Origin of the sequence: Pontivivens insulae (assembly GCF_900302495.1) — a bacterium.
In the GTDB taxonomy this organism is placed as follows: Bacteria; Pseudomonadota; Alphaproteobacteria; order Rhodobacterales; family Rhodobacteraceae; genus Pontivivens; species Pontivivens insulae.
Genome location: NZ_OMKW01000002.1, coordinates 648,604 through 664,458, shown reverse-complemented (window position 1 = coordinate 664,458; position 15,855 = coordinate 648,604). Strand labels below are relative to the sequence as shown.

At 60.4% G+C, this 15,855-nt stretch carries 13 protein-coding genes; 9 read left to right on the top strand and 4 right to left on the bottom strand.

Going from position 1 to position 15,855, the window contains the following annotated elements; translation table 11 throughout:
- Nucleotides 1-5: 5 nt before the first annotated feature.
- Together POI8812_RS08670 and POI8812_RS08665 are read left to right on the top strand one after the other, a co-directional pair.
- A complete protein-coding gene (locus POI8812_RS08670; protein WP_108782153.1) occupies nucleotides 6-635 on the top strand; it encodes a DUF998 domain-containing protein in 630 nt (209 codons plus the stop codon).
- A gap of 123 nt (nucleotides 636-758) precedes the next feature.
- Nucleotides 759-1,256 carry a hypothetical protein gene (locus POI8812_RS08665; protein WP_116203191.1) on the top strand — a complete coding sequence of 166 codons (498 nt, stop codon included), beginning with the start codon at nucleotides 759-761 and terminating at the stop codon, nucleotides 1,254-1,256.
- 91 nt (nucleotides 1,257-1,347) lie between these two features.
- Here the strand turns inward: POI8812_RS08665 and POI8812_RS08660 are convergent, their stop codons facing one another.
- Nucleotides 1,348-4,272: an Rne/Rng family ribonuclease gene (locus POI8812_RS08660; RefSeq protein ID WP_108782151.1), complete on the bottom strand. Its 2,925-nt coding sequence runs from the start codon at nucleotides 4,270-4,272 to the stop codon at nucleotides 1,348-1,350.
- A 484-nt stretch (nucleotides 4,273-4,756) separates the two neighbouring features.
- Between POI8812_RS08660 and POI8812_RS08655 the strand changes: the two genes are divergently transcribed.
- Both POI8812_RS08655 and POI8812_RS08650 read left to right on the top strand, forming a co-directional pair.
- Entirely contained in the window at nucleotides 4,757-5,896 is a 1,140-nt protein-coding gene (locus POI8812_RS08655) for an N-acetylmuramoyl-L-alanine amidase family protein (RefSeq protein ID WP_162845011.1), read from the top strand.
- An 89-nt stretch (nucleotides 5,897-5,985) separates the two neighbouring features.
- Nucleotides 5,986-8,601, top strand: a complete 2,616-nt coding sequence (locus POI8812_RS08650; RefSeq protein ID WP_108782149.1) for a penicillin-binding protein 1A — start codon at nucleotides 5,986-5,988, stop codon at nucleotides 8,599-8,601.
- Nucleotides 8,602-8,638: 37 nt separating this feature from the next.
- Here POI8812_RS08650 and POI8812_RS08645 read toward each other — a convergent pair whose 3' ends face one another.
- Nucleotides 8,639-9,421 carry an ion transporter gene (locus POI8812_RS08645; RefSeq protein WP_108782148.1) on the bottom strand — a complete coding sequence of 261 codons (783 nt, stop codon included), beginning with the start codon at nucleotides 9,419-9,421 and terminating at the stop codon, nucleotides 8,639-8,641.
- 238 nt (nucleotides 9,422-9,659) lie between these two features.
- Here POI8812_RS08645 and POI8812_RS08640 point away from each other — a divergent pair, with 238 nt between their 5' ends.
- The 3 genes from POI8812_RS08640 to POI8812_RS08630 are packed head-to-tail and all read left to right on the top strand — an operon-like array spanning nucleotide 9,660 to nucleotide 12,181.
- Entirely contained in the window at nucleotides 9,660-10,790 is a 1,131-nt protein-coding gene (locus POI8812_RS08640) for a cobalamin-independent methionine synthase II family protein (RefSeq protein WP_108782147.1), read from the top strand.
- A 4-nt stretch (nucleotides 10,791-10,794) separates the two neighbouring features.
- Nucleotides 10,795-11,496, top strand: coding sequence for an alpha/beta fold hydrolase (locus POI8812_RS08635; protein WP_245895320.1), 702 nt, complete (start codon nucleotides 10,795-10,797; stop codon nucleotides 11,494-11,496).
- Nucleotides 11,489-12,181 carry an RraA family protein gene (locus POI8812_RS08630; RefSeq protein WP_108782146.1) on the top strand — a complete coding sequence of 231 codons (693 nt, stop codon included), beginning with the start codon at nucleotides 11,489-11,491 and terminating at the stop codon, nucleotides 12,179-12,181. The genes POI8812_RS08635 and POI8812_RS08630 overlap by 8 nt, the downstream gene beginning before the upstream one ends.
- Before the next feature lie 6 nt (nucleotides 12,182-12,187).
- Here POI8812_RS08630 and POI8812_RS08625 read toward each other — a convergent pair whose 3' ends face one another.
- Both POI8812_RS08625 and POI8812_RS08620 read right to left on the bottom strand, forming a co-directional pair.
- Nucleotides 12,188-13,327, bottom strand: a complete 1,140-nt coding sequence (locus POI8812_RS08625) for a Hint domain-containing protein (RefSeq protein ID WP_108782145.1) — start codon at nucleotides 13,325-13,327, stop codon at nucleotides 12,188-12,190.
- Between the two features lie 9 nt (nucleotides 13,328-13,336).
- Nucleotides 13,337-14,713, bottom strand: coding sequence for a M20/M25/M40 family metallo-hydrolase (locus tag POI8812_RS08620; RefSeq protein WP_108782144.1), 1,377 nt, complete (start codon nucleotides 14,711-14,713; stop codon nucleotides 13,337-13,339).
- Nucleotides 14,714-14,871: 158 nt separating this feature from the next.
- Between POI8812_RS08620 and POI8812_RS08615 the strand changes: the two genes are divergently transcribed.
- Together POI8812_RS08615 and POI8812_RS08610 are read left to right on the top strand one after the other, a co-directional pair.
- Nucleotides 14,872-15,501 carry an OmpA family protein gene (locus POI8812_RS08615; RefSeq protein ID WP_108782143.1) on the top strand — a complete coding sequence of 210 codons (630 nt, stop codon included), beginning with the start codon at nucleotides 14,872-14,874 and terminating at the stop codon, nucleotides 15,499-15,501.
- Nucleotides 15,502-15,512: 11 nt separating this feature from the next.
- Nucleotides 15,513-15,854: a hypothetical protein gene (locus tag POI8812_RS08610; RefSeq protein WP_108782142.1), complete on the top strand. Its 342-nt coding sequence runs from the start codon at nucleotides 15,513-15,515 to the stop codon at nucleotides 15,852-15,854.
- Nucleotide 15,855 lies beyond the last annotated feature (1 nt).

Sequence of the window (15,855 nt, the reverse complement as noted above, 5' to 3'; positions counted from 1 at the left end):
CACATATGCCTCAGTTGAAATCCGATGAAAGGCCGACGCTGCTACGTCTGTTAGCCTGTCTGGCTCTTGCTGGTTGCCTTTCACTGATTGTGGGCACCGTGGCTGGGCAGAGTGTTGTGCCGGATCACGATTGGATTGCCGATACTATCAGTGACTTAGCAGCGGGACCCGGTGAAATCGTGATGGATGTCGCGCTCTACGGATTCGCGGCAGGGCTGTTTGCAGCTGCAATGGCCGCATCGAATGCCCATCTTGGCGGGCGGCGTTGGAGCGTCGGTCTCATCTCCCTCGCCTTGGCGGGGGCTTTAGTGATCATTGTCGGCGCGCGGAACGAATATGGCGACAATGACAGCGACGGCATCGTGATCCACGCCTATCTCGTTTACGGGCTGGGTTTGGCCTTCACGGTGATCCCATACAGCATGGCACCGGGTGCGGGTCGGGTTCACCGATGGGCCAAGCCTACGCTCTACGCGCTCGGTACGATATGGCTGATTGCAGCCCCGATTTTTCTGGTTCTACCAACGGATGTTGACGGGGCCTATGAGCGCGGATTGGGCCTGATCGCCTGTGCCATTATTCTGGTGCTCGCCCGCGTCTTCCTCACACGTGCCCGCCAGACAGCTTCAGGCTGAAGGATTGCGAAACGCTCAGAACCCATCCATCTTGGCGATATGACACATGGTATCGGACATAACCGCCCGCCGCAGCCCACAGGCTGGCAGCGACACTGCTGGACGCGCGCCCGGAAAGAACTGGTGGGCGAACGTCTTCCGCTCGAGATGATCAAGGTCCGCATGGCCCGCGCGCGTGAGTTGGGTCTCAGCTTCCCTCAATACCGCTCGATCCTGTTGGGCGGCGGGCGCGACATTACGGCCTTCCTGTTCACCGCCGAGGGACTTCATCTGAAACTGACGCGCGAATTGAGCATCCCCGATGCGGTCCGCGACAAGCTCGGTACCCTTCGCCGGGCCGATTTGCTCGCCCTTTCCCCATCTGGCGAGGTGCCACGGCAGTTCGCAGATGAGTTGGGATCTCTTGCAGAGGTCACGATCAAGGACGCCGGGGCAGAGCCTGAGCCTCATTACAGTTGGTCCCAACAGCGCGCGGCATTGCGCGATTTGTTGCGCGCCAATGCCGTTCCGGCAGCATCTGTTGTGATGATCGGTCGCGGAGCGCACCAACAAGGCTGGGCCGAGGCCGCCGAACTCGTCAAATACCTGCCAAGGGACGAATACTTCGCTGAAAGTGCCTGAAACTCTTCAGCTTTCTCAAGACACAGATGTAATGGCTCAAACAAAAACGCCCCGGCCGAACCGGGGCGTTTTGTATTGAATTGCGGATCAATCAGCCGCCAATGGTGCGCGCCCACCAGCCCTTGCGCTTTGGCCCTTCGGGCTTTGGCGTATCGGGCTGCTTCTCACTCGCGGGGCGTCGTCCTTCAGGCTTCGCCTCAACTGCGTCGGCTTCACTTTGTGCCTCAGCTTCATTCGTCGCCGCATCTGCTTTTGCTTCTTCGGTGATGTCCTGCGGGACGTCCGCAACTTGCGTTTCCGTCGTCGGCTCCGCCGCATCTTCGACCGTCGCGTCAGGCTGAACCTCATCCGCCGGACCGGATGGGTCCTCGCTCTGGCCGTCAGGTTGAGCCTCCGCCGCACGTGCGGGGTTTTCCTCATTCACGACCGCATCGACCGGCGCTTCATCCGCCTGCGGCTCGGCGACAGGCTCGACGGGGGCAGGGGCTGCATCCTCAGCAGGGCTATCCTCAGCCGGGGTCGTCTCCTCGGCGACAGGCTTCTTGCGGCTGCGGGACCGACGCCGGGTTTTGGGTTTCGGGGTCTCTTCCCCGTCCGCCTTCACCTCTTCATCAGCTTTCTCTGCACCCTCTTCATCAGCTTTCTCTGCACCCTCTGCATCAGCTTTCTCTGCACCCTCTGCATCGGACTTCGCGGCATCATCGGTTCCGTCCGCGCCCTCGGACGCATTCGCATCCTTCTGCGCTTCGTCCTGATCGAAGTTGCGATTGCGTCCACCCCGACGCCGGCGGCGCTTTTTCTTCTTCGGCTGGTCGTCCGTCTCGGTGTGTGCCTCTGCTTCCTGCACGTCTTCGGGTTCGGCAGCCGCGGCAGCCGCGTCCAATTCCGCCTCGCGCGCAAGGTCCAGACTGTCGATCTGGATCGCACCCGCCGTTGCATCCTGCACAACCACGCGGCTTGCGGTTTTGAACCGCTCCATCTTGAAGTCAGGGCTGACCAGATGCGCATCGCCGTTGATCTGGATCGCGATACCATAGCGTGTCTCGATCATCGCGATATGCTCACGCTTGGCGTTCAGCAGATAGTTCGCGACATCGACCGGGCAGGTCAGCACAATCTCTTTGCAGCGCTGGCGCACGCCTTCTTCTTCAAGCTCGCGAATGATCGACAGGCCGAGGCTGTCATTCGAGCGCACAAGCCCGGTGCCGTGACAGGCAGGGCAGGGCTGGGTGGATGCTTCCAGCATGCCGGGGCGCAGCCGTTGACGGCTCATCTCCATCAAGCCGAACGACGAAATCCGTCCAACCTGAATGCGCGCCCGGTCGTTTTTCAGCGCCTCTTTCATCCGCTTTTCAACAGCGGAATTGTTGCGCCGCTCATCCATGTCGATGAAGTCGATCACGATCAGACCGGCCAGATCGCGCAGCCGCAGCTGGCGCGCAACCTCTTCCGCTGCCTCCAGATTGGTCTTGAGCGCCGTCTCCTCGATCGAGCCTTCCTTGGTCGACCGGCCAGAGTTCACGTCAACCGCAACCAATGCCTCGGTCACGCCGATCACCAGATAGCCGCCGGATTTCAGCTGCACCGTCGGATTGAACATCTGGGCGAGATAGCTTTCGACCTGATGGCGGCCGAACAGGCTGACCTGATCCTGATAGAGCTTCACGTTCTTGGCGTGGCTCGGCATCAGCATGCGCATGTAGTCCTTGGCCTCGCGGTAGCCGTCGGCCCCTTCCACGAACACCTCGTCGATTTCGCGCCCGTAAAGATCGCGAATCGAGCGTTTGATCAGGCTCCCTTCCTCATAGATCAGCTTGGGCGCTACGGATTTCATCGTCAGGTCGCGAATCTGCTCCCACTGACGGATCAGATATTCGTAGTCGCGCTTGATCTCGGTCCGCGTGCGCTTGGCCCCTGCGGTCCGAATGATAAGGCCCGCACCCTGCGGAACCTCGATCTCATTCGCGATTTCTTTCAGCTTCTTACGGTCCGGCGCATTGGTGATCTTGCGCGAAATCCCGCCACCGCGGGCGGTATTGGGCATCAAGACGCAATAGCGGCCCGCAAGGCTCAGATAGGTGGTCAGGGCCGCACCCTTGTTGCCGCGCTCTTCCTTGACGACCTGGATCAGCATGATCTGGCGAACCTTGATCACTTCCTGGATCTTATAGCGACGTGCGCGCGGACGGCGGCGCGTTTCCCGGCGGACCTCTTCCACCTCGTCATCGCTGTCGTCGTCATCTTCGTCCTGATCGCCCTCAACGTCGGCGCTCGTCTCAGCGGCGACATCTGCGGGCGCATCGCCACTTTCCGGCGTCTCGACAATATCGGCAGGCTGGCCAAGGCCGCTTTCGGCACCTTCCACATCCGGCCCGTCGCCCTGATGTTCAGACGGCTCCATACCTGCGCGCTCTGCCGCTTCGGGCAGGGCTTCATCAAGCGCTTCCGCAGGGGCGTCTTCGGTAACGACGGCATCCACGGGCTTTTCGTCGGCCTCTACCGCCGCGACAGCATCCGCATCAGTCACTGTTTCTTCAGTACTGACGTCACCGCCGTCGACTGTCGCCCCAGCGGTGTCTGTGGGAACCTCTTCTGTCACGACCGCGTCTTCGGCCGTCGCAGTAGCAGCTTTTGAGCGAGAGCGGGAACGGCTGCGGCGCCCACCGCTTTCCGCCTGCTTGGCCCGTGCGGCTTCCCGCTCTTCCTCTTCCTGACGACGTGCTTCTTCCTCCGCCGCCTGTTCAGCCATCAAGGCCTCACGATCAGCGACCGGGATCTGATAATAGTCGGGGTGAATTTCCGAAAAGGCGAGGAAGCCGTGACGATTCCCGCCATAGTCCACAAAAGCAGCTTGAAGCGACGGCTCAACCCGCGTCACCTTGGCAAGATAGATATTTCCGGAAAGTTGCCTCTTGTTCAGGCTCTCAAAATCAAATTCGTCGACTTTCTTTCCGTCGACCACGACGACCCTTGTCTCTTCCGAGTGGGTGGCATCGATAAGCATTTTCTTGGACATTTTGACCTTGCGACACGCACCCGTTCTCGCCCGGGAGGCCCGGATGAGGTTCGTTGCGCGCTTTCAGTGAAGGCGATGGGCGCCGGACAGCGGGTCGCACGGGCGGTAAGTCCGCTTCCGTCGATCCTGCCTGTTGCTTCGGCGCGTTTCATCGCGGTTGTCATCCTGGGTCACGACGCCCGGTGTCAGGGGGCTTTATCATGACCGCGTTATGGGCCGAATTGCTTCGGCGGTTCTGCGGGTTGGCACCAAAGCGCCATGTCACGTCCATCTGTGTGCAACGCCGGTCTGACCGGTCAGCACGCGCTTGAGGCGTGACAAATTCTTTCACGGGGCAGCGGATCGTCACGCTGCTACGTCTTTTCTTGATATGCGAATTGACGCAGGGATTACAATTTGTTTTTCCAAGCGAATGGGGACAACTTGCATTTGTTCAGGCGTTTATGGCCGAAATCATGCCGCGCGGCGGTCGAAAGAAATTGTGATGCGTGCTTTTCACCTTGCCGTCCCGATCCTCACCTTGTTTTTGGCTGCCTTTTCCGCACGGGCTGAGGTTCTGTCCGTCTCAGCCTCGACATCAGGCTGGTTTTCACGCGAGACGGTCGTGACCATCGCGTTGGTCCAGGCGCAGGCCTATCGGATCGGCGTTCAGGATACCCATGGCCAGCTTCACGTCGATCTGGTCGACGGGTCGATTGCGGCAGATCCGGTCATTGAAACGGATGGGGTGCTTGGCTCGGTTCGCATGGGGCGTGCCGACCTGAACACCGCGCGGATCACATTGGGTTTTCAACGACAGGTCACGCTCGAATCTGCCGGGATGGAGCAGACCCGCAACGGCGCGCTGCTCACCCTGATTTTTTCCGTCGGCAATGCCCGTGTCACCCCCGTCCGCCCCGATCTGCCCGAAGATCCCGACCGCCCGATCATCGTGCTAGACCCCGGACATGGGGGAATTGATCCGGGCGCCGTGCGCGATGGCATCTCTGAGAAAGACATCGCGCTGGCCTTCGCGCTGGAATTGCGCACAGCACTTGAGGCAGGCGACGCCTACACTGTTGTCATGACACGTGAGACGGACCTCTTCCTGTCCCTACGGGAACGTGTGCGCATCGCACGTGCTACAGAGGCTGCGGCCTTCATCTCGCTCCACGCAAATACCGTCACCCGCGGGAACGCCTCTGGTGCAGCCGTCTACACGCTTTCAGCCGAAGCAAGCTCGGCAGAGGCGGCGGCACTCGCAGCCCTTGAGAATCGCGCCGACAGTGTCGGGGGTGAGGTGCTGGATGCAGGTGATGATGATCTGGCACTCCTGCTCAATGATATGACCCAGCGGGAGACCAATGCCCGCTCCGCACGCTTTGCTGAGGAACTGGTCACCGGCCTGCGCCATTCGGTCGGGGTGATCCGCTCGAACCCCCACCGCTCCGCGGGGTTTCGCGTCCTGAAGGCCCCCGATATCCCATCCGTTCTGGTAGAGCTTGGCTTTCTGTCCGACCGGCAAGATCGCGCCAATATGATCTCTCCTGCATGGCGGGCGGAGGCTATCGCTGGCATAATCGGCGCGCTCGATCAGTGGAGCGAGCAGGACCGGATCCTCGCCGCGGGCGCTGCGTCACAATAGTCGCGCCTCCGCTGACAAAGCGGAACCGCAATGCTATGTGGCACGTTGACCGCTCGCAGACGTGCCTGCGGAACGTAAAGGTGTAATGCATGCGATATATCGGACGCTTCTTCGGCTGGATTTTCAGCGCACTTGTTCTGGCGTCGTTGATGGGCGTTCTCGTCGTCGGCGGTGTGGTCTGGAGCTACTCCAAGGATCTGCCAGATACCGAGGAGCTGGCGGACTACCGGCCCAACACGCTCAGCCGCGTCTATTCAGGCGAAGGGCGTCTTCTGGACGAATATGTTCGTGAGCGCCGCGTCTTCGTCCCGTTCGATGAGATTCCACCCGTTGTTTGGCAGGCCTTTGTCTCCGCCGAAGATGGCTCGTTTTTCGAACATCCTGGCTTTGACGCGGTAGGCATCGTCTCCGCTGGACTGGACGCCGCACGCGGTGGCCGTCTGCGCGGTGCATCGACCATTACGCAGCAGGTCGTAAAGAACTTCCTGCTCGACGGTCGGCGCGAGGTGGAGCGCAAGATCCAGGAGGTCATCCTCGCCGTCCGCATCGAAAGCCTGCTGACCAAGGAACAGATTCTCGAACTCTATCTCAACGAGATCTTTCTGGGCGAAAACAGCTTTGGCATCGTCGCCGCTGCGGCCAATTATTTCGGCAAATCGCTTGAGGAACTGACCCCGCAGGAAGCGGCCTATCTGGCGTCACTGCCCAAGGCGCCCTCCAACCGCCACCCGGTTGATGATGCGGAAACCGCAATGTTCTGGCGCAACAATACGCTCCGCCTGATGGGAGAGCAGGGATACCTCACCCCGGAAGAGGTAGAGACGGCGCAGGCGGCTCCCTTACTGTCCGTACAAGGCGGGGATTACGCACCGCTGTCATCCACCCGACCCGGGCGGGACTACTTTTCCGAGGAAATTCGCCGCCAGATGTCCGATCGCTTCGGCACGGATGAACTGCTGACCGGCGGCCTGACCATCCGCGCAACGGTGGAGCCGGACATTCAGGAGGCCGCCGCGGCTGCCCTGCGTGCGCAACTCGTTGAATATGACCGCGACCGGCTCGGTTACCGCGGCCCACTTGATAACATTGCCGAGGATCTGGCCGAAGAGGGCGCCGATTGGCGCAGCGCCCTGCGCGCCACACGTGGTGTGCGTGACGTGCCGGAATTCCATATGGCCGTGGTGCTGGAGCTGGAATCCGATGCGGCCGTGATCGGCATTGAAGGCATTGCAGATCCTGCCGATGGCCAGCACCGCCTTTATGTGCGCGATTTCCAATGGGCCCGCCCCCGGCTCGAAGGCACCAGCCTTGGATCTGCCCCGGACAGCCCCGATGATATTCTCGACGTCGGTGACGTGATCCTTGTGGCTGAAGGCCGCAACGAAGAAGGAACCTTTACCAACTGGAACTTGCGTCAGGTTCCCGAACTCAACGGCGCGTTCATGGTGATGGACCATCGCACGGGCCGGGTTCTGGCCATGCAGGGGGGCTTTTCCTATGACGCCTCCAGCTTTAACCGCGCGACACAGGCAACGCGCCAGCCCGGTTCGGCCTTCAAACCCTTTGTTTTTGCCGCAGCGCTCGACGCGGGCATGACCCCGAATTCCATCATTCTCGACGCGCCCTTCGTTCTGGAACAGCCCGGTCAGCCGACATGGCGGCCCAAGAACTACTCTGGTGCAGACAGCTTTAACGGTCCGACCCTGATGCGCGTGGGGCTTGAGCGGTCGCTGAACCTGATGACCGTGCGGATCGCCGACGATATCGGCATGGACGTCATTGCAGACTACGCCGAAGATTTCGGCATTTACGAGGATATGGGTGAGTTCCTGCCCATGAGCCTCGGCGCCGGGGAAACCACGCTTTTCCGCATGATTTCGGCCTATGCGATGTTCGCCAATGGTGGCCAGCGGGTTGAGCCGACCTTGGTTGACCGCGTGCAGGACCGGTTCGGCAATACGATTTACCGCCATGACCAGCGCGGCTGTGAGGGCTGCGACGACAGCACCTATTCCCAGCAACCCGAACCGCACATCTACTCGACAGCCGAACGCACGATGAGTCGGATCACAGCCTTCCGCCTGATCTCGATGCTCGAGGGCGTCGTGGATCGCGGCACCGCGCGCAGCCTCGCGGATCTGCCGGTTCCGCTCGCCGGAAAAACAGGCACAACCAACGAAAGCCGCGATGCATGGTTCATCGGCTTCACGCCAGACATCGTCGCCGGGTGCTATATCGGATTCGACACGCCACGCGGCATGGGCCGGGGCGGTACTGGCGGCAGCATGTGTGGTCCGGTCTTCCGCGCGTTCATGGAAGATTACCTCGAAATCAACCCCGCCGATCCGGGGCGTTTCCAACCGCCCGAGGGCGTTGACGTGATCAAAATGGATCGTACCTCGGGCGCCCGTCTGCCTGATGACACCACATCGGGCGATTGGGTTTACGAGGTGTTTCCGTTGGGCGAAGCGCCAGCTGTCGGCGCCGCTGCTATCCAGCGAGGCGTCAGCTCTTCAGGCAGTGGACGCACCTTCGACCTTAATGATCTGCCGGCAACGGTTGCAAACGACATCTATATCCCCCCAACCACGACAGGGACCGTCGCAGTGCCCGGTGCGAATGCCGGGGGAGGGGCCGTCACCGTGGCGCCGATTCCGGCACCACCTGCAGATCTGGATGATCTGGGATCTGGCGGGCTTTATTGAGTATCAAAAGGGCGGACATCAGGTTCGCCCTTTTTCGTTATGAGCGGCGCTGGCGATTAAGCTCTTCGCGGATGGCCGCCAGTTCGGCCAGGATCTTTTCGTTGTCCGATGTCAGGCTTTCCCGCTCCGCCGCCGCCTCTGCCGCGTGCTCCGACTGCATTGCGTCGACGATCACACCGATAAAGAGGTTCAACACGGTGAAGGCCGTCGCCAGAATAAACGGCAGGAACAACGCCCAGGCCCACGGAAACTCATCCATGACCGGGCGCACGATCCCCATCGACCAGCTTTCCAGCGTCATGATCTGGAACAGAGTATAGCCCGACGCCGCTAGCGTGCCGAACCATTCCGGAAACGCACCCCCAAACGCCTTGGTGCATATCACAGCAAAGACATAGAAGATCAGGCCGAGCAGTAGGACGATTGACCCCATGCCCGGCAAAGCTTCGATCAGGCCCTGTACAACCCGGCGCATTGCCGGGACGGTCGAGACAAGGCGCAAAACCCGCAAAATGCGAAAGGCGCGCAGGACACTCAACGCACCACTTGCGGGCATCAACGCGATAGCCACGATGACGGTGTCAAACCACCGCCAGGGGTCGCGCACAAAACCGCGCGGAGAGGCGACAAAGCGCGCAACCAGCTCCACCACGAAGATCCCCAGAATGATCTTGTCGAGCGAAACCAATACAGGCCCGGCGACGGACATGATCCGCTCAGATGTCTCCATGCCCAGGATGATCGCGTTGAATACGATCAGTCCGATGATGATCCGCTCGAAATAGGGATGCTCGACAATAGCTCTGATCCGCGCCTGCATAGGACCCTCCTGTACCTCGCGCGTCACATGCGCCTAATCGTTGGACGCTTCAAGGGTGTCTGGACAATCAGCGCCGGTTCAATGCGCCTTGCATACGGATGCAAGGCGGCGTTAAGGTCTGCCGAGAGAATTGGGTGACAGCGAAACCGGTGTACGGTCTGTGCACGCCCTGTGTACGCTTTGTGCACACACAAAATTTGGTTAACGCCGGAGATCAACCGGTGCTGGAGGATCCATCATGACCCGTTACGCAACCACGCATGTCGGCTCACTGCCACGCTCCCAGGATGTCGTGGATATGATCTTCGCCCGCGAAAACAACGAGCCCTATGAACAGGCGAAATTCGATGCCGTAATGGCCGATGCTGTTGATAAGACTGTCAAAAAGCAGGTCATGGCGGGCGTCGATATGGTCTCGGATGGTGAGACTTCCAAGATCTCCTACGCGACCTATGTCAAGGATCGCTATACCGGCTTTTCGGGCGACAGCCCCCGCAATGCCCCGGCCGATCTGAAGCAATTTCCCAGCTTTCTCAAGCGGATAGCCGATAGCGGCGGCACCCCGCAATACGCTCGCCCAATGTGCACCGGCGAGGTGAAATCCAAAGGGCAGGGCGAACTGCAAAAGGACATCCGCCACCTCAAGGATGCGATGGCAAAACATGGGGCGCAGCAGGGCTTCATGAACGCCGCCTCGCCAGGTGTTATCTCCCTGTTTTTGCAGAATGATTTCTACAAGACCCGCGATGCATATCTCGCCGCCTTGGCCGACGCGATGAAGGCGGAATATGAGGAGATCGTGGCGTCCGGCCTCGATCTGCAACTCGACTGCCCCGACCTGGCATTGTCCCGCCACATGCTCTTCACCGATCTTTCGGATGCAGAGTTCCTGAAGGTGGCGGAAAGTCATGTGGAGGCTCTGAACCACGCACTCGAAAATGTTCCGCAAGAACAAGTGCGTATCCACATTTGTTGGGGTAATTATGAGGGACCGCATGTCTGCGATATCGACATGAACACGGTCTTCCCGGTGTTGATGAAAGTGAAGGCGTCCAAACTCCTGTTCGAGACATCAAACCCGCGCCACGCCCATGAATGGACAGTCTTCCGCGACCGTAAGGCGGAAATCCCTGAAGATCGCATTCTTGTTCCCGGTGTCGTTGATACGACCACCAACTTTGTGGAGCATCCTGAAGTTGTGGCCCAGCGCCTTGAAAGGTTTGGGGATATCGTCGGCGCCGATCGTGTGATCGCCGGGTCTGATTGCGGTTTTGGAACCTTCGCGGGCTTCGGTGCGGTCGATCCCGAGATTGCCTTCGCAAAGCTTGAAAGCCTCGCCAAAGGGGCTGCTTTGGCCCGCGCGCGGTAGGCTCGTGGCGACACCGCTTCTCCTTCTGCCCGGTATGATGTGCGACGCGCGGTTGTTCGGGCCGCAGATCGCTGCATTTTCTGCGGAGCGTGCTGTGCAATGCGCGCCGATGAGGGCGCGCTCGACCTTTGAAATTGCTGAGGAAATCTTGATCCATGCCCCTCCACGCTTTGCCTTGCTAGGGTTGTCGATGGGCGGGATCGTCGCGATGGAGATTGCCGCGCAGGCACCGGAATGTTTGGCCGGGCTCGCCTTGCTGGACACCAATCCTCGCGCCGAGATTGACACCGTAAAAGCGGCGCGCGCACCGCAAATTGAGGGCGCGCGGGCAGGAAAATTGGCGTCGGTGATGCGCGATGAGATGAAGCCACGCTACCTCGCCGATGGACCGGGCAAGCAGTCGATTCTGGATCTGTGCATGGAGATGGCACTGAAGCTCGGCCCCGATGTGTTCGAAAGTCAGAGCATCGCCCTGCGCGACCGGCCGGACCGGCAGGAGACGTTGCGTGGTCTGGAGTGCCCGTCACTGGTTCTGATGGGCCGGGAGGACAGCCTGTGTCCGCTGGACCGGCATGAATTGATGGCGTCATTGCTGCGCGGCAGCACCTTGGAAATCATTGATGGGGCAGGGCATTTACCGGTTCTGGAGCAACCAGATGCTACAAATGCCGCGCTCGCCCGCTGGTTGGAGAAATGTGATGGATGAAAGTCTTCTGGCGCTGTTGCGCCGTGTTGATACGCCGACCGTTTGCAATGCGATCGAGGTCGCGCAGGGTAAGCGCGGCTTTAATGATTACACGCGGGGCACGATGCAGTGCAGCGCTCCGGGTGAGGCGATGGTCGGCTATGCGCGCACGGCAAAGATTGCTGCGCTGTCCCCCTCCACAAACCCGCCGGAAAAGGTGCGTGAAATGCGCATGGGCTATTATCGCTATATGAGCGAGGGGCCGCGTCCGGCACTGTGCGTCATTGAGGACGAGGATGGCGCTGAAAATGCGGTTGGTGCGTTCTGGGGTGAGATAAACACCAATATTCACAAGGCTTTCGGCCTGTCCGGTACACTGACAAACGGCGTGATGCGTGACCTTGGAGACCTGCCTGAAGGGTATCCCGTAGTTGCCGGATCGGTTGGGCCTAGCCATGCTTTCGTGCATGTGACGGCGGTGGATACCCCGGTGGAGATCTTCGGTCTGACCGTTCAGCCCGGCGCGTTGGTACACGCCGATCGCCACGGGGCCGTCGCGATCCCCGAAGAGGTAGTTCCCGTTCTGGAAGCTGCGATCCACAAGCTGCTGGAGACGGAACGCATCGTCCTTGATGCAGCCAAGGGTGAGATGAGTTTCGAGGAATTTGAGACTGCGTGGGCCGCGTTCGAGGCGGCGCGCACCTAGGCTCAATCAGTGCACGATTGGGCCATAGGCGGTCGGGACAAGCTCATCTGCCGGTTGCTCACCCGTGATATCCAGATCGGGAAATATGCGTTCAAGCTCAGCCATTTGATCGGCGCCAAGTGTTTCGCGTGCCTGCTTGCCAAACAGGAGCGTTTCTGTCGGCAGCCCTTCGGCAAAGATCACTTCATGGCGGTCCAGCGCGATATGGTGATAGCTGAATGAGGCGCCGCTCTCATCAATCTCGACACCCGGTCGTCCGAGCAGCGAGACGACGGCGATCAATCCGTGTGAGTGCAGCGACGCGCCGCCCGGCAAGCGGCACACGACGCGGTGCTGTGGGGAAAGGCGCAGATCGAATTGTGGGGCGTCCGGGCCAAGGGCGCCCGCGCGGATCAGGATCGGCCGCAGTGATGGTTGTGCCAGCTGGTCGCGCCAGGTTATGTCGCGCCGCCCGACCCACCTGATCGCACACATGCCACGATCGCGGGTAATCACCAGATCGCCAACACCCAGCGTTTCGATCAGGCGCGGGCCAGTCGGTGTCAGGATCCGCGCGCCTGAGCAAAAGCAGATGTTCTCCGCTGCTGGGGTGGGCGTGCCGGTGAAATACTCATTCCCGCCGGGGCCCAATTGCATTGACTGGCCATCGACATCACTGCCGAAATCATCGGTGACGCCGATTTGCGTCGCCGTGGCCGAGAATCCAGCATATCCCGGCCCACCGACCGGGTCGTCCTCTGCATCTCCGTTGAAGAGCGCCTGAATGTACTCGTCTGCATCTGGGTCATAAATGACGACATTGTCGCCATTGTTGTTGATGACGTTTTGCCCAAACCCGGACTCGGCCACGACATCATTTGGCCCACCACTCGGCAGACTTCCACCAGCGGCGACATCCCGCACAACCGTGAACGTCGCATCTGGTTGTAAGATTGTGCCATCAGGCACCGTGTACCAGCCGCCGCGCCCGCGATCCCAGAACTCCAGACCGCCGATATCAATCGCACCATCGCTGTCGTTGCGCAGCTCGATAAATTCGTCGCCGCCTCGGGCGGTTCCGTCACCATCGGTATCAAAGTTGTTGATCCCGTTGGGGTCAGCGAGAATTTCGCTGATGACGATGCCGCCGCGGATTTGCTCTGCCATCGGAGGACCTTAGGCCAGCGCGGCCAGAACCCTGACCCAGCTGCGGATGCCGTGATGGAAGCTGGCGAGATCGTATTTCTCGTTGGGGGAGTGGAGCGCATCGTCCGCCTGACCAAAGCCGATCAGCATACTGTCCATCCCCAGCACCTCCTTGAAATGGCCGGCAATCGGGATTGAGCCACCGCATCCGATAAAGACAGCCTCTTTCGGCCATTCTTCGGAGAGGGCCTGGCGCGCGGTCTCGAAAGCCGGATCGTCCGTGCTCATCACTGTTGCGGTGTCGGTGCCGTATGAGATGAATTCTGCCGTGCAATCGGGGGGCAGCATGTCCTCAACCCGCTTGCGCAGGGCGGCGCGGATGGCGTGGGGATCCTGATCCCAGACCAGTCGGCAGGAAATCTTCGCGCGGGCCTCAGCGGGCAGGACCGTCTTGAAGCCTTCGCCGGAATAACCGCCGGTGATGCCGTTAATCTCGCAGGTCGGGCGCGACCATGTTTGTTCAAGTGCGGTGTAATTTGCCTCACCCGCTGGAACGGCCAGATTGACGTCGCCTAGAAACTCCGCGGCATCAAAGCCCAGCCCCTCCCACTGTGCCGCCAGTTCGGCGGGGATGTCGTGGACACCGTCATAAAAGCCGTCGAGAGTGACGCGCCCGGTTTCATCATGAAGCGTGGCGAGGATCTTGCTGAGCACCTTGATGGGGTTCTGAGCCGCACCGCCGTAAAAGCCGGAATGCAGGTCGCGATCTGCGGCCTTGATGATGATCTCCTCACCCATCATGCCGCGCAGCATCGTGGTGATGGCTGGCGTCTCACGATCCCACATGCCTGTGTCGCAAATCAGGGCGAGGTCTGCCTTCAGCTCCTCGGCGTTTGCCTCCATGAACGGCACAAGGGATGGAGAGCCGCTTTCCTCTTCCCCTTCAAAGAGGATGGAGAGTTTCCCGGGCAGGGTGCCGTGAACCGCCTTCCATGCGCGGCACGCTTCAACGAAGGTCATCAACTGTCCCTTGTCATCGGCAGAGCCCCGTCCGCGGATGACCTTGCCCTTGGCGGTCTCCTCTAGCGCCGGATCGAAGGGATCGCGGTTCCAAAGATGCAGCGGGTCGACGGGTTGCACGTCGTAATGCCCGTAGAAGAGCAAGTGCTTGCCCGCACCCTCTCCACCATGAGCGACGACCATCGGGTGGCCCGGCGTATCGCGGCGCGAGGCGTCAAAGCCCAATTCGGCCAGATCCGCGACCAGCCAGTCGGCGGCCTCGCGACACGGGGTCTTGTAAGCCGGATCGGTGGAGATCGACTGAATGCGCAGTAACTTGAACAACCGCTCCAAAGCGGCCTCCAGATCTGCATCGACACGATCCAGAACGGCTTGAACATTACTCATGGCTGACCCCCTCAACATCCTATCCTCCATAGATTGCACTTCGACCCCAAGACTGCAATGGAGGGCATAATTTCTTCATAATTGCCTGTAATTGCTCTTTCTGGCAGATGATGCGACCATCATCATCAGGAATGGTTTTATGACACGAGGGGGGCCACATGCGCGGCTTGACTATCATGATGCTGGGGGCCGGCGCGATGACGCTGGCAGCCTGTAACCAGGGGGACTTCTCCTCCGCCGCGAGCCGGACCGAAGGTGAGACCTTCGTTGTTGTGCGCTCTGCGACCTGGATTGACCCAGATGGGTGTGAGCACTGGATCTTCGACACTGGTGCGGAAGGCTATGTCACGCCAAAGTTGCGGCCCGATGGGCGCCCGATCTGCGACCCGTCCCGGGCCGAGAACAATACGCGGGCCCGGCTTCCGGGCTTTGGCCTCGTTACGGCGGCGGATGACCTGAACTTCTCGGTCGCGGCGGATGCGACGTTCCCGGTTGGCTCCGCTGTTGTTCAACCTGAGGCGCGGGCCGATCTTACGCGGTTCTTCGAATTCCTGCGCAATCAGGGCCGTTCGCGTGTTCTGATCACAGGTCACACCGACAATACCGGTGGGGCGCAAGCCAACCAAAACCTCTCGCTCGCCCGTGCTGCTGCGGTGGCAGAGATCGCCGGTGGCTTTGGCCTGACGGCAGAGACGCGCGGTCTGGGTGCGTCGCAGCCGGTTTCGACCAATGCGACGGTCGCGGGACGCGCTTCCAACCGCCGCGTTGAAATTCAGGTTGTGAATTGAGGGGACATGACATGACCAAGACTGTTTACACCATTGGCGCACTCGCGCTCGTCTCGCTCCTCGCGGCGTGTTCCAACAGCAGCGGCACGGGTGGCACAACCCTGACACGCTTTGATGCGAATGATCCGGATGTGGATCGTGGTATTGATGCGCACCGCCTGTCGGACATGCGCGCCTCGATCTGGATCGACCCGCTGGGCTGCCAGCATTGGATCATCGATGATGGCGTCGAAGGGTATCTGACCAATCGCCTGAACTATGACGGAACACCGCGTTGCGATGGTCCGGATGTGCGTCCGGGTGAGGTGATTCAGGACATTCAACGTCTGCGCCGCAATCCCAACGCGGGCTGAT